This is a genomic window from Flavobacterium geliluteum (assembly GCF_017948595.1).
GTDB lineage: Bacteria > Bacteroidota > Bacteroidia > Flavobacteriales > Flavobacteriaceae > Flavobacterium > Flavobacterium flavipigmentatum.
Map to the genome: position 1 here is coordinate 1 of NZ_JAGFBV010000022.1, position 15,633 is coordinate 15,633.

At 34.5% G+C, this 15,633-nt stretch carries 10 protein-coding genes; 2 read left to right on the forward strand and 8 right to left on the reverse strand.

Going from position 1 to position 15,633, the window contains the following annotated elements; genetic code table 11:
* Window positions 1-161: 161 nt before the first annotated feature.
* The 3 genes from J3495_RS13370 to J3495_RS13380 all read right to left on the reverse strand — a co-directional run bounded on the left by J3495_RS13370 (window position 162) and on the right by J3495_RS13380 (window position 6,123).
* Entirely contained in the window at window positions 162-2,417 is a 2,256-nt protein-coding gene (locus J3495_RS13370; RefSeq protein ID WP_210667049.1) for a hypothetical protein, read from the reverse strand.
* Between the two features lie 90 nt (window positions 2,418-2,507).
* A complete protein-coding gene (locus tag J3495_RS13375) occupies window positions 2,508-5,195 on the reverse strand; it encodes a carboxypeptidase-like regulatory domain-containing protein (RefSeq protein ID WP_210667050.1) in 2,688 nt (895 codons plus the stop codon).
* A 31-nt stretch (window positions 5,196-5,226) separates the two neighbouring features.
* Window positions 5,227-6,123, reverse strand: a complete 897-nt coding sequence (locus J3495_RS13380) for a GLPGLI family protein (RefSeq protein WP_210667051.1) — start codon at window positions 6,121-6,123, stop codon at window positions 5,227-5,229.
* Window positions 6,124-6,355: 232 nt separating this feature from the next.
* Here J3495_RS13380 and J3495_RS13385 point away from each other — a divergent pair, with 232 nt between their 5' ends.
* Entirely contained in the window at window positions 6,356-7,159 is an 804-nt protein-coding gene (locus J3495_RS13385) for a hypothetical protein (RefSeq protein ID WP_210667052.1), read from the forward strand.
* Window positions 7,159-7,773: a deoxynucleoside kinase gene (locus J3495_RS13390; RefSeq protein ID WP_210667053.1), complete on the forward strand. Its 615-nt coding sequence runs from the start codon at window positions 7,159-7,161 to the stop codon at window positions 7,771-7,773. Before J3495_RS13385 ends, J3495_RS13390 begins: the two co-directional genes overlap by 1 nt.
* Window positions 7,774-7,853: 80 nt before the next feature.
* Here J3495_RS13390 and J3495_RS13395 read toward each other — a convergent pair whose 3' ends face one another.
* The 5 genes from J3495_RS13395 to J3495_RS13415 all read right to left on the reverse strand — a co-directional run bounded on the left by J3495_RS13395 (window position 7,854) and on the right by J3495_RS13415 (window position 15,513).
* Window positions 7,854-10,406, reverse strand: coding sequence for a sodium-translocating pyrophosphatase (locus tag J3495_RS13395; RefSeq protein ID WP_210667054.1), 2,553 nt, complete (start codon window positions 10,404-10,406; stop codon window positions 7,854-7,856).
* Window positions 10,407-10,517: 111 nt separating this feature from the next.
* Complete coding sequence (locus J3495_RS13400; protein ID WP_210667055.1) at window positions 10,518-11,048, reverse strand: inorganic diphosphatase; 531 nt, start codon at window positions 11,046-11,048, stop codon at window positions 10,518-10,520.
* A 109-nt stretch (window positions 11,049-11,157) separates the two neighbouring features.
* Window positions 11,158-11,757, reverse strand: coding sequence for a DNA-3-methyladenine glycosylase family protein (locus J3495_RS13405; protein ID WP_210667056.1), 600 nt, complete (start codon window positions 11,755-11,757; stop codon window positions 11,158-11,160).
* A 210-nt stretch (window positions 11,758-11,967) separates the two neighbouring features.
* Window positions 11,968-14,469 (reverse strand): DUF5686 and carboxypeptidase-like regulatory domain-containing protein, encoded by a 2,502-nt coding sequence (locus tag J3495_RS13410; protein WP_210667057.1) that lies wholly within the window; start codon window positions 14,467-14,469, stop codon window positions 11,968-11,970.
* Window positions 14,470-14,535: 66 nt separating this feature from the next.
* A complete protein-coding gene (locus J3495_RS13415) occupies window positions 14,536-15,513 on the reverse strand; it encodes a pyruvate dehydrogenase complex E1 component subunit beta (protein ID WP_210667058.1) in 978 nt (325 codons plus the stop codon).
* Between the last annotated feature and the right edge of the window lie 120 nt (window positions 15,514-15,633).

The window sequence follows — 15,633 nt, forward strand, 5'->3', positions numbered from 1 at the left end:
GAATAAACTGAAATGTTGTTTTTTAAAACTTTATTTATACAGCCAAGCTTAAACTCATAATCATATTTTCCTCTTTTTTCCATAAAAATGCCCCCAAATAGTGTCTAACTTTTTGGGGGCAGTTCAACTTATCGGGTTTTATATTTACTTTCTCAGGTCTCTTAGTACGTTCCGTTTTGCATTTTACTTAAAACTTCTTTTAATTCTACTGCTGTTTCTTCTTCGATTTTTGTCGAATATTTTACTGCTTGTTTTTGAGTTGCAATGGCTTTTTCTTTTTGACCCTCTTTGTAATACAACTGTGCCAGAGTGTCTAAATAGTACGCATTATTTTTACTGATAATCAAACTATATTCTGACCATGTAATCGCATTTTTAAGAAAGTCTACGTTTTCAGAATTTTTTACTACAGACCATGCAGCATCGTTACAGGCATTAGAACAATACTCTTTAAAAGCCTTCCAGCCACCATAATATCCTTCAGAACTTTCTTCTACACTATCGTACATTTTATCTAGTTGTTCTAATGCATTTGATTTCTCAGGCGACAAATAAGTATTAAAAAAAGAATCAAACTCTTTTAAATAACGAGCATCAATATCACCCGATGGAGATGTCGACTTTAAATAATCAAAATAATATTTATACGAATCGTAGTTTCCTTTACCGCTGGAAATCAGTTTTTTGTAAACTGAAATTACTTTTTCTTCACTGAAATTTCCTTTTGCGGCTCCGCCATCAATACTCAAATAATTACTCTGAGACAATGCATTAGGAATCTCAGAACTTATATTCCCGATTAAATGCACTTCATTTTCTGTAGCATTAAATGTTGCTCTTTCTCTCTCAATTGCGTCTGCATGTTTTATGAGATAATCAATTGCAAGAAAATCTGTGTCATTTAGTATTTTTTCTTCATTAAAAAACTGCTTTGTAAAACCTACGTTTTTAATTTCTCTTAAGATCGTTTCGACAAGATACATATTTGGTTTTGTATCTTTTTGATGGGCGACAATCAAACTATTCCATGTTTGATCAATTTGTTTTTTATCAAATTTTGGATAATCAATTTTAAATTCTCCGGAATTTTGATCTGTATAAGAAGGATCGTAATCGTAAGGCACGTCAAGTCCAGCTATTTTATTGAATGCCAAAATTAAATTATCATCATTCGGTTTTTTACTCGAACTAAGCTTTTTAAAAGTATAAAAAGCTTGGGCTTTTTCCAGATTTTTACACAAAGGATCATAATAATTCAGCTGATAACTTTTGTCTCTAAGTCTAGATTGGGCAGTTGCCAGCACAGTACCATCATTGTCTAGAACAACAATAGCAGGATCACCTTCTATTTTATTGTTTTTTAACCACTTATCATCACTTTTAGAAGTCAGATAAAAATTAAAACGATCAAATTCAGGTTTATAAGCATCATAAAAATAATAGCCCACTGTAATTTGCTGGTCTTTTATAAAAGCATCAAAATCTGCTTTTGCCGAAGGATTTTTACTATCCTTATAAACTATCAAAAATTTATTAGGTGCCTTTTGAGTCGTTGCAATTGCATCTTTTAAGTTATTTTCTATTTTAAATTTAAAGTCAACTTTTGGCAATTCAGAATCAGCCATTGGCGGATCTACCTTCCAATCTCCATCTGCTGCTGTAGTATCTACGGGTTCTCCTATGACAATATCCTCGGTCAATAAAGGCTCTTTGCCCGGATATGTAAAATATGGAATAACCAAAGATTCTACTGGTGTAATTTTCGAATTAGAACCAGCAACAATGGCATTTTTTTCAGATTGAAAAACTAGAGGATTCTTGCCTAATTTATCTCCAAGTATTAATTCATTTGTTTTTGCATCAAAATAACCGCTAATATTTAGATCGCCCATAACATCTGGCGAATATTTTACCACAACCTGATTGATCTCTTTTGGCAATGCATATTTACAAACGCTACTTTTGCCATCATAACCCTCGTAAACTAAATACATAAAATCGGGTTGATCGATTTCAACCTCAACATCTGTTTGGCTTGGATTAGCATCATAATCAATTTTGATCTTTTGATACACTACATCCTGAGCGCCACTTTGGGTTCCTAAATAAAAAGAATTATAAGCATCTAAAAACTTAACTTTTACCTTTTTTGATTTTATGTTTTTATCTTTTGAATATTCCAAATCAAAAACATCTGCCAGTTTATCTGGTTTTTTAAACAATAATGAATCACCCTTTACTTCATAGTCTCCTGAATAAAACACCAACTCGTACTTGTCATTATCAAGCAAATTCAGTTTAATTTTTTGTCCTTTATTCGTAGAAAGGTAGGTTCCTTTCTCTATAGATTTTGTTTGGGAATAAGAAGTAAAAGCGACACATACAAAGGCACAGAAACTCCACAGTACATTTTTCATGGTGATAGGATTGGCGGTTAATTATGAAACAAAGATATTTTATTCTTGCTAAAAACCAACACAAAAAGTAATGCTTTCACACATAAAATCTTATAAATTATATTTCATAGAAAAGATAATATAACGAGGCTGAACCGTGTATTGCGAAACTCTTGTAGAAAACTGCGAGAAGCTGTCATCGTTAAGATACGTCGTGTTTAATAAATTGGTAGCAGACACTTTGTACTCCCATTTACTGTCTTTCTTTTGATATATCAAGCTAGCACTCAAAAAATCGTACTCATTATCAACTGACTTGTCAGTCCTGTAATAATGATAAAATTCGTATTCAGAAACAAAAGAAAAACTATCCAAAAAATAATAATCCAAACGCGCAAAGGGTTTGTCTGTATAATAAGTTGAACCGCTATATTTATTAATTAAAGCGTTATATCCCAACTCAATATTAGGCATGTTTTTAAAATTTGTTGACGCTTTTAATGTATAATTCTGGCTAAAACTTTCGGTCGTAGCGAGCTCGTCATTCTGAATATTATTAAATTTAGACCAATTGAAATTAGCGCTAAAAGAAGCTTTATAATTTTTTAAAAAAGAGCGCCCATAACTTCCCACCCCTGTGAAAGTTTCATCTGCCAAATTTGAATTATAGGGTTCTGAGGACTGATTAATACCATTAAATTTAGCTATTGTTTTGATGGCATCTACTTTTTTTGTGTAAGTAGCAAAAGCAAAAATATTCTCAAAATTAAACATATTGTACTTAAAATAACGCAACGAATGTACTTGCGAAGTCGCATTTTCTAAGAAACGGTTTCCTCTGAATAAGCTACTGTAATCAGACAACACATATCCCCCAGCCAACTGATTAACATCTGTAAAATCGTTGGATAGCGAGAAATTATACGTCAAAGTTTCGGCTTTTTTTATTTGATATAACGCAAAAAAGTCCGGTAAAATCTTTGTGAAATTTTGCGAATAATCTGTACCCAACTGCGTGTTGGTCATGGCATAAGAATGCACACTAAAACCGGGTGTCAAAGTAAATTTTCCGGAAAGTATTTTATAATGAAAACCTAAAAAAGCATCATCAAACTGATAGTTTACCTGATTATTATTATCCGCATCATTTAAATCGTTTTTTGATCCATCATCCAAAATCTGAAAAATATGCGAATTAAAATTTTGATACGAATACGTATTTCCTACCGTAATATTGATATTGCTTTTTGGCGTAACCATGTAGTAATAATCTAATTTTGCATCGAGTTTATTCGTCTTTACGAAGCGATCCTGATTCAAATCATTTCGGTTTTGTCCCGATGTATAGCCTGATAGAAAAAAAGGTTGCGACTGCAAATTGGCATTGTAAAAAGGATTCTCGTCCTGGTACAGATGTTGCATTTCAAAAGCAAAAATATTTTTATCACTTTGTGTATAATACAAACTCAAATTCTGATTTATCGAGGTCGGATCTTGCTTCTTTTTGGTAAAAATATTCTCTGAAGAAGTCAGGTTTCCCACTACCGATTCTCGCAATAAACTTGTCTCTTCATCCTGCTTGGTCAGCTTAGTCAAAACATCATAATCAAACTGAAGTTTGGTATTAGGCTTGTAACTTGAACTTAATTTAAAAAGTCCCAAGTTGTTTTTTTGATGTGCTAATTCGTCTCTTTTTTGCTGATTTCCAGAATCTAAAATCGTAGTTTGAGATTTGGTTTCCAGATCTGTTTTTGAGTATGAAAGAATTCCAAAACCACTAAGATTCCAGTTTTTTGTTACCGAATAAGCAAAATTTGTAGCGCCAAATTTGGTTTCAATTTCCTTGGCGCGATTGTTTCTTAAAAGTGAAATACCAATATCATTAGACGAAATATTAAAGTTACTTCCGCCTTTTTTCATCAAATTTTTAAAACCACCCGTAAACTTAAAATAGTCCTGAGCCGTAAGTGGCAATTCTCCAATATTATTAAAATTAGTAATCAGGTTAATACTGTATTTTGGGCTGTAATAAAACAATTTTGGATTGATAATATAGCGGCTATCAAGTTCTCCAACACCTGTTCCTGCGGTCATATCTCCAAACCAAAAATTCTTTTTCCCCTCTTTTAGTTTGATATTCATCGCCACATTCTCTTGGTCATTTTCCAAACCTTTCAATGCTCCTACTTCATTATAATTTCTTAAAACTTGTATTTTATCAATTGCATCGGCAGGAATATTTTTGACTCCTAGTTTGGTATCACCATCAAAAAAGTCTTTCCCTTCTACCATCAATTTGCTTACTTTTTTACCCTCAACTTCTATTTCTCCATCCGCATTTACCTCAACTCCTGGTAATTTTTTCAGAACATCTTCCAACTTCCTTTCGGTTCCAGATTTAAAAGAATCTGCATTGTACACAATCGTATCTCCTTTGATGGAAACTGGCATTTCGCGCACAATTTCTACACCTTCGAGCTCGATTCCGGCATCATCCATTACGATTGTTTGCGACAGATTTACCGCCTGAGTGGTAATGGCAATCTCTTTCGACTTCATTCCGAGATAGCTAATTTTGATAGAATAGGCTGTATTTGGCTTTAACAGTAACTGAAATTTCCCTTTATCATTGGTGATTCCGTACGAATCCATTGCTTTTGTCGCATTGTTTACGGCCATAATATTGGCCATTTCTAAGGGATTTTTTTGCTCGTCCTGAATAAATCCATCAAAACGAATACTTTGAGAAAACGAAAAAGAGTTAATTAAAAAAACTAGGAATAAGAATGTATTTTTCATTAAAAAAATCTAAAATTGAAGTGCTAAAAAGTTATTGTCTAATCATTGGTGGCCCACCATTTGCACCACGTCCGCGATTCATTTCTCTAAACTCTTCCATTTTTTTAATAACGGTTTCGTCATATTCTTTCTGTGTCACTTCTTTTCCTTTTGCAGGTGCTTTTATCACGACTTTATCTTTGGCATTCAAGACAATTTTAGAACATAAAATAACGGTTTTTCCGTCGTTTATTTCCAAAATCAAACCTGGCAATCCCCAATAGTTTTCTGGCCCTTGATTAATTGGAATTTCAGGCGAGTACCAAGCCGTGATTACAATTTCTTTTGGAATCTCAAAACTATCTTCAAAATTGGTTGTCTTTTCAGTAGTTGTTTTTTTGACATCGTCCTTTTTATTGTCCTGATTTTTTGGCCTGAAATTTCTAAAATCAGTTTTACTTGCTTCTCGAACTGCCGTAGCCTTGTAGCAATTATAACCACCAATTTGCTTGGTTTCTGACTCTAATTTCCAGTTGAACTTCGGTAACGAATCAATAACCAAAAACTCTTTGCCCATAAATTCCTTATCGACTGTATATTTTTTGGTTTTTACATCTTTATAAAAAGTGCCTCCACCGCCCATAAATGAGTTCATCATAATGCGCATTCCTCCGTTTTGCTGTCCTGGAGCATCTAATTTTTCCTCTTCTTTGTATGTAGAAGTAGATTTATCAAAATTTAAAACAAATGTTTTTTCCAACATTGTCTTCATTCGCTCTTCCATGGTTTTTTGCATTTCTGGCGTAATATCACGATTGCCCGCTCGCAAACCGTCCATTTTTGGAGCCTGAGTTTTTGACTCGTAAACGGCCATTCCCTGAAAGTCTTTTTGAGCTTGTACTTTTACAAAAACCAGCATCAAAAGCATATAAAATAGTGTCTTTTTCATTTTTATAATTTTGTTTTTTTTGAAATCGGATAAAACCTACACTCAAATGTATTATTAATTTCACAACATTAAAAATTAAATAGATGAATCTGGTCAAACTATAGACCAAAACAAGTCTTTTGCAACTATTTATCAATAAAATGAATTTTGTCAACTAAAAAATAATTTAAGCCATTACTAATCCTGTTTTTTGTAATTTGGCTCTTTATCAATCTCAAATTTCATAAATCGGATGCTATCTAAAACCTTAATTTTCCTTTTTTTTAGTAGTTTTTCATTTTCAATAGTTGCTGCTCAAAACCTAACTCCTACTTCTTTTTCGCAACTCGTATTTAATGGCGAAGAATTTCTTGGTTATGATTCTTTTGGCTATTATTATCAGATAAAAAATAATGTTTTTAGTAAAATAAAAGAAACCGAAATTTTTGAATACAAAAATGTTTCTTTGGGAAAAATAACAAAAGTCGATTTGCAAAATCCCTTAAAAATAGTTTTGTTTTATGAAGATTTTAATACCGTTATTTTACTTGATAATCAACTTAATGAGACTTCTCGAATTAATTTTTCTCAAAATGCAGAACCCATTGTCGCAACAGCGGTTGGGATGTCCTCACAAAATCAACTGTGGGTTTATAATTCTCTAAACCAGCAAATTGGTCTGTTTGATTATTTGAAAAATGAATACAAAACGGTTTCTACACCATTTGCCGAAAACATTAAATATTATCAGACCGATTTTAATACTTTTTACTGGATTGATGAAAAAAATAATTGGTTCTCCTGTACTATTTTCGGAAAAACCACAACATTAGGAAAGATTCCCCGTTTTGATGAAGTTGCTCTTTTAAACTCAAATCAATTTCTGTTTAGCAAGGCTAATTTATTGTATTTGAAAGATAATAGAGACGTAAATTCGGAAGCGGTTTCAGAAATTAAAATTTCAGAAAAAACGTTTACAAAATTCCGTTACAAAGACCAAATTTTATCTATTTTTACACCCAAAGAAATTACAAATTATAAAATCGTAATACCGTAATGCACATAGCAATAGCAGGAAATATAGGCGCAGGAAAGACCACTTTGACCAAATTATTAGCTAAACATTTTAAATGGGAACCCCATTATGAAGATGTGGTGGATAATCCGTATTTAGATGATTTTTACCACCAAATGGAACGTTGGTCGTTTAATTTACAAATTTATTTCCTTAATAGTCGTTTCCGTCAGGTGTTACAAATTCGCGAAAGCGGAAAAAAAATTGTTCAAGACAGAACGATCTACGAAGATGCGCATATTTTTGCTCCCAACTTATACTCAATGGGATTGATGACGAGCCGTGATTTTGAGAACTACACTTCGCTTTTTGAATTGATGGAATCGCTAGTAAAAGCTCCCGATTTATTGATTTATTTGAGGAGTTCTATCCCTAATCTCGTGGGACAAATTCACAAACGCGGACGCGAATATGAGAACTCTATTTCTATAGAATATTTGAGTCGCCTGAATGAGCGATACGAAGCTTGGGTGCAGACTTACACTAAAGGAAAATTACTAATAATTGATGTAGACAATATTAATTTTGTTGATAATCCTGAAGATTTAGGAAATATCATTAATAGAATTGATGCCGAACTAAACGGATTGTTTTAAACATTAACGGATAAAAAATAAAAATGTCTCTAACATACGCTAGAGACATTTTTTATTTATCTAAATTATAGATCACTGCACTATTTTGCAGCTTCTATTTTTGCTTTTACTTCTTCTTCTGTCCCTTCAAAAACCTCAGTAGTTGTCTTTCCGTTGGTTGTTTTTGTTACCGTTCCCACAGTTACACCATTTGTAGTAGACAAACTAACTTTTACTGTATTTTTATTGTATTTACTAGTGTCAAAACAATCTGTTTTTTGATGGATGTATTTTCCGTTAGCATCATAATTGGCCATACATTTTGCCTTTTCTTCTGGTGTGCAACCTTTTTCTTTGCACATTAGAACACATTCTTCTTTGGTCATAGTAGACAAATCTCCACATTTAGAACCAATACTGGCATGCATTTCCATTTTGGCACAACAGGCACTTTTTTGAGTCATTGCTGTAGCCGAATGCCCTTCTCCTAAAATAGGTGCAATCACTAACCCAATCAAACAGGTAAGCTTTATCAGGATATTCATTGATGGCCCAGAAGTATCCTTGAAAGGATCTCCAACGGTATCTCCTGTTACAGCAGCTTTGTGTGCATCAGAACCTTTGTAGGTCATTTCTCCGTTGATCATTACTCCTGCTTCAAATGATTTTTTGGCATTGTCCCAAGCGCCTCCGGCATTGTTTTGGAAAACAGCCCACAATACTCCGGAAACAGTAACTCCAGCCATATAACCACCCAACATTTCGGCTATTAATTGATTGTTATCAGAATACACTAATTTTCCTAAAAGCACAATAGCAATAGGGAAACCAATGGTCAAAATTCCGGGTAACATCATTTCGCGTAAAGCGGCTTTGGTAGAAATTTCGACACATTTTCCGTATTCAGGTTTTCCTGTCCCTTCCATAATTCCTGGAATTTCCTTAAACTGACGACGTACTTCATATACCATATCCATAGCTGCTTTCCCAACAGAATTCATCGCTAAAGCTGAAAAAACTACCGGAATCATTCCGCCCACGAATAACATTGCTAGAACTGGGGCTTTAAAAATATTGATTCCGTCAATTCCTGTAAAAGTAACGTAAGCTGCAAACAAAGCCAATGACGTTAATGCTGCAGATGCGATAGCAAAACCTTTTCCGGTTGCTGCTGTTGTATTTCCAACAGAATCTAAAATATCGGTTCTGGTTCGAACTTCTTTCGGTAATTCACTCATTTCGGCAATACCTCCAGCGTTATCAGAGATGGGCCCAAAAGCATCAATTGCCAATTGCATGGCTGTAGTTGCCATCATAGCTGATGCTGCCAAAGCAACACCATAAAATCCAGCCAAAGCATACGAGATCCAGATGGCAGCTGCAAACAATAAAACTGTTGGAAAAGTCGAAATCATTCCTGTTGCCAAACCGGCAATAACGTTTGTTCCTGCTCCTGTTGAAGATTTTTGCACAATTGCCATAACGGGTTTTGTGCCCAAACCTGTATAATATTCGGTTACGGATGAAATAGCTCCTCCCACAACCAGACCCACTAAAGTCGCATAAAAAACACGCATTGATGAGATATCTTTAGCACCTTCTCCAAAAAAGCTCATTTGCATGGTTTCTGGCAGCATATATTGTACGAGAAAAAAACATGCAACTGCAGTTAAAACAATAGATACCCAGTTTCCTATATTCAATGCTTTTTGTACTTGTGCTTCTTTGGCATTATCGTCTGATATCTTTACTAACATAGTCCCGATGATAGAAAATATAATTCCGAAACCAGCAATTGCCATTGGTAATAAAATAGGCCCAATTCCGCCAAAAGCATCCTGAATATTTCCTCCCATATCTTTGATAACGTAATTCCCGAGTACCATTGCAGCTAAAACTGTTGCTACATACGAACCAAACAAATCGGCGCCCATTCCGGCAACGTCACCCACATTATCACCAACGTTATCAGCAATTGTAGCGGGATTACGAGGATCGTCTTCGGGAATCCCGGCTTCTACCTTGCCCACTAAATCGGCACCAACATCGGCTGCTTTTGTGTAAATTCCGCCACCTACTCTGGCAAACAAAGCGATAGACTCAGCACCAAGCGAAAATCCTGCTAAGGTTTCCAGTACAATAGTCATCGTTTCTGTATCTTTCCAGACACCACCGGAGAGGAGCTGAAAGAAAATGATAAAAAATCCTGTCAAACCCAAAACAGCTAAACCTGCAACACCAAGCCCCATTACGGTTCCTCCGCCAAAAGATACTTTTAATGCTTGTGGCAAACTTGTACGGGCGGCCTGAGTAGTTCTAACGTTTGTTTTGGTTGCTATTTTCATACCGATATTCCCTGCATAAGCCGAAAATAATGCTCCAAAAATGAATGCGATAACTATTAATAAATGTGTTTTGACACCCGGAATGAAAGTGATTCCCGCCAAAGCTATACTGGCAATAATTACAAAAATCGTCAATAATTTGTATTCAGCCTTTAAAAATGCGAGTGCGCCTTCATAAATGTAATCTGAAATTTCTTTCATCTTACCATCTCCAGCATCTTGTTTTAACACCCAACTCCTTTTTATTCCCATGAAAAGTAACCCAATAATTGCCATGACAATTGGCAAATAAATCATAAATGCATTCATAATGTTTTAATGGTTTTGGTTAATAGTCAATAAACTAACTAAACGAATTTAAACAAAAAAGCAATACTCCTAACGGAATATTGCTTTTTTTATAAATTAGTATGGTAAAAATTATTTAATACTAAATAATCCTGCCGGTTTGTTTTCTATATCATCAAAACGCTTTGTACATTCTGCAATAATTGCAAAAGCTTCGTTTACATCTCCCCAACCTTCTACATCTACTTTTTTGTTCTCAAGATCTTTGTAAACCTGGAAGAAATGCTCGATTTCTTTCAATAAGTGTCCATTAATATCTGAAAGGTCGTTTAGTGAATTCCAGATTGGATCTGAAACTGGTACACAAATAATTTTTTCGTCTGGTCCTTTATCATCTGCCATGTGAAAAACACCAATTGGTTTTACTTCCATAACACATCCAGGGAAAGTAGGCTCGTTTACCAAAACCAATACATCCAGAGGATCACCATCAAGAGCCAAAGTTTCCGGAATAAATCCGTAATCTGCCGGATACATCATTGACGAGAACAACATTCTGTCAAAACGCATTCTTTTAATCTCAAAATCGTACTCGTATTTATTTCTACTTCCTCTTGGTATTTCGATCAACACATCGAAAGTCTTTAGTTTGTCTGCAGTCATTTTCTTTTTTTATTATATCTATAATTTCGATTGCAAAAGTAACTAAAGAATCCTTTTTTACAATAAAAAACCACATTAATCTGTGCACTTTTCTTTTAAAAACAGTTACTTAATACGTTATTTTTCGATTTCGTTTGCTAAGGTAATAATGCCAAAGCAAATAGGTTGCATAAGAGCGGTACGGACTCCATTGCTGGACATGAATTTGCATCTCTTTTTTGTCGTGAATATCCAGCAATTCTTTGATCGTATTGACGACCGCAATATCGCCAAGCGGAATCAAATCGGGCTCCTGAAGACAAAACATTAAGTAAATGTCGATCGTCCAATTTCCGATTCCTTTGAGCTGTATGAGCTCTTTGCGAACTTCTTCTGCCGATTTTACAGCCAAACTTTCTATATCGAGTTCTTTACTTAAAATCGCTTCCGCTAAAATTTTGATGTATTGTGTTTTCTGCCGGCTGACTCCCAAAATTCTAAATTCTTCATCGGGTAAAATGGATAAAGTTTCGGGATTGCAAACGGTATGTGATTTGATTTTTAGAAAAGTGGCTTTCGCCGAATCTACAGAGACTTGCTGCTCTAATATTAGCAGCACCAAAGTTTCAAAACCTTGTGGGCGTTTGGGAATTTGAGGTAATCCATATTTTTTGATTATCTCTAGAAATATCGAATTTTTGGATGTTAGATAATCGATTGCTTCTTGCATACCTGAGAGTTTTTTAGCCCCGATAGCAGTGGAAATCCTTTTTCGTCCTTCCCGATAGCCATCGGGAAGGACGAAAAAGATTGGAACGGATAGCGGGATTAGCTTCTAAAATTAATTAAAAATCTCGCAAAGAAGCAGAAGATTTACAACTTGGCGTCTTTGCGAGATTTAAATAGGCTTTTATTTCGCTTAACCTGACATATTAATTTATTAGAAATAGAATCCGAAAGATCCTTTTATCGCAAATTTATTAGCCTCAGGCGTATTTAGGTAACTACCTCTCCAAGAAAAATCGATTCTGAATACTTTGAAGATATTTCCTATTCCGACATTGTACTCCCAGTACACATTTTCGGGAGCAACATACGGCTGCGTCGATGCGTTGATAGCACGATTTTCATCAGAGATAGTTCCGTAAACTCCTCTTACTCCCACATATTCTCGCCAATTCAATTTTCGCATGAGCGGAATTCTGGAAAATAATCTACCTCCAAAATCGTGATTCCATTGAAAAGTGGTATATTGATCTGTGATAAATTCGTAGAAATTTAGATTACTAAAAGTATTTTCTATCGTAAAATAGGTTTGGTTACCCGGAATGACACTCATCAGTCCTAACGGAATTGTTCCGAAAGTTTTTCCTGTTTCAATAATAACATTAGATCTTCCTAACGGCCCTATAATAATTGGTTGTTTGTAGAACAATTGAACTTTTTCATAGGCAAAATCACTGTCTAAAACACCTTTTAAACCATAACTAAAATTAACAAAAAAGCGGCTGTATGGGCTGTCAACATCGGTTCTTTCTACTCCATAGCCAATTGTTTTGCGTTTTGGTGTGTATTCAAATTGAATATTTGCTTCTGATTGTTTTACATCGCTTTTAACCACTCCCGAAGGATTTTGAGCCGTTGGCAAAGTCGTATAATAATCTAAACTAAATACACTTGAAGCCGATTCTAATGTCCTGTAAGAAAGTCCAACGAGTACATTAAAGTTTTTTATAGGCTCCATTTCTATGGCCACATTGGTCAAATTAATATTGGTTAATTTTCCGTTGCTTCCCGTTGTAAATAATGCAGAAGAAGCAAAACTTCTGCCCAAAACATCGTTGGTAGTTGTTAAACTTGCTCCAATTTGCTCGATATCACGCCTATTTCCTCCAGAAATGATGAGTCGGTTTTTCTTGTCGACCATCCATTTTCCTGAAATTCCGTACTTAAATTTATTATCATCGAATCCGTAGGCCGTATATCCTTGCAAACGCCAAGGGTCGTTTCGTCCAAAATAGGTTCTTCCTCCTAATCGCAATCGTAGTCCTTCGACTTCGTTGTAACCAAAAGTTGAAAATATTGGTCCAAAATCAAATTTATTAAACTCAACATATCCGCTTCCTAAAATAGAGGCCACACTGTACAATTGCTTAAAACGTTTGACATTTTGCAGCGTATCAAGCATTTTATAAATACCTTTTTCGTCTTTATTTAGGTTTTCAAAACGGTTTTCCTCCCAAAATTCATCAGTTTTGGCATAAACTTCGTTGTCTATATAATTGACTTCCTGTTTATAAAAACTTTCTGGCTTTTGAATATTAAACTTATGATCCTTAAATAAGGTGGTTCGTTTTCCATATACTCCTTTTGATTTTTCTTTTTTATTTAAAGCAAAATCAGACATCATGTAATCACGAGTCAACAGAAAAACAGAATCATTGGTCACCTCAAATTCCTGCTCGATATAGATATCTTTTACCCAGTTGATATTGGCGCTTTTAGTAACGCCCATATTTATTTTTTTGATCGCAAAAGTGGTATCATTTACCCAAAAATCTCCTTTAAACGTCAATTCGTTTTTGCGTCTCGGATAAAATACAATATTATAACACCATTTTTTATCGATATAAGCACTGTCTTTCAGTACATAATTGTAAACATCTATTCCGGTTCTTGAAAGCGGACTGGTAAAGCTTTTATCAAAAAACTTTAGGTGATTGTCGTAAATATTATAATCAGAATATAAATCTTTTACAAAAGCCAAAACCTGCTGATTGCCATTAAAACCTGACGTTTTATTGGCCTGCATGTTCTCTTTTGTCTTTTTTGATTTATTATCACCGTAAACATCGTACAGTGATTCGCTTATAAATATTGGTAAATAAGTTTTTCCTGTTACATCTGAAGTATCAACATGATTAAATATAAACTCCATTCCTTTAAAGAGTTTACTTTTCATAAAAGCACTGTCAATCGTGTTCATATCAAACTCGACTTTCTCGTACTTTTTCATCTGATATTGATTAAAAATATACAAGCCATTTTTACGTTTTCTTTCCCAAATTTTTCTCAAAATATCCAATGCAGGATTATTTTTTTTGGATGTTTTTCCTGTAAAAATCACGACTTCATTTAGCGCTTCAGGTTCGCTTAAAACAATTTTAAATTCATAATTTACTGCTTTTTCCAAAGTAACTTCTTTATCTGAAAATCCAGCAGAACTTACTAATAAGGCCGTATAATTATTAGGAGATTCGAGGTAAAAACGTCCATCCTCATTAGAAACTATTCCTGTATTCGAGCCTTTAAAAACCACATTTGCAAAAGGAATTGGCTGGTTTGATTTGTCCAGAACAACGCCACTCACTTTAGTTTGTGCAATAATACTATTTGCAAATGCAAATACAAAAAATAGACTTACTACAATTATTTTTTTCATGATCTCCAAAAAAAAACTTCATCAATTAATATGACTGATGAAGTTTTATGAGTATTGTTTAATTTACTATTTGTACATTACTTTCTTTACTGCTTTTACCACATCGGCTGCATTTGGCAACCAATCCTTTAGCAAAACAGGAGAGTAAGGCGCTGGTGTATCGGCAGTTGTAATACGTTGAATTGGCGCATCAAGAAAATCAAAAGCCTGTTCTTGTACGATATAAGTGATTTCAGATGAAATACTGGCAAATGGCCACGCTTCTTCTAAAATTACCAAACGATTTGTTTTTTTAACCGATTTTAGGATGGCTTCGTTATCCATAGGACGAACGGTTCTTAAATCGATAATTTCGCATGAAATTCCTTCTTTGGCCAATTCATCTGCTGCAATAAAAGCTTCTTTGATGATTTTACCAAATGATACGATTGTAACATCTGTTCCTTCACGTTTTACATCTGCAACTCCAAGTGGAATTGTATATTCTCCGTCTGGAACTTCACCTTTATCACCATACATTTGCTCAGATTCCATAAAAATTACAGGATCATTATCACGAATAGCCGCTTTTAAAAGTCCTTTTGCATCATAAGGTGTAGAAGGAACTACTACTTTAAGACCCGGTGTGTTGGCAAACCAGTTTTCTAAAGCTTGTGAGTGAGTTGCTCCTAATTGCCCAGCAGAAGCAGTTGGTCCACGAAAAACGATCGGTACATTAAACTGTCCTCCCGTCATTTGACGCATTTTAGCAGCATTATTTATAATTTGATCAATACCAACTAAACAGAAGTTGAATGTCATGTATTCTACAATAGGACGACAGCCGTTCATCGCTGATCCTACTGCAATTCCTGTAAAACCAAGCTCAGCAATTGGAGTATCGATTACCCTTTTTTCGCCAAATTCAGCAAGCATTCCTTTTGAAGCCTTGTAAGCTCCGTTGTATTCTGCAACTTCTTCGCCCATTAAATATATGGATTCATCGTGACGCATTTCTTCGCTCATCGCTTCGCAAATGGCCTCTCTAAATTGTATTGTTCTCATATTTATATTGTATGTTGAATTTTCTGAAAGCAAAAATAAATATTTTAAATAACTTAAAAGCATAAATTGAGTTTAAAATCACATCAACATGATCCTCGTATTTAGGTTTTAACTTTTAAA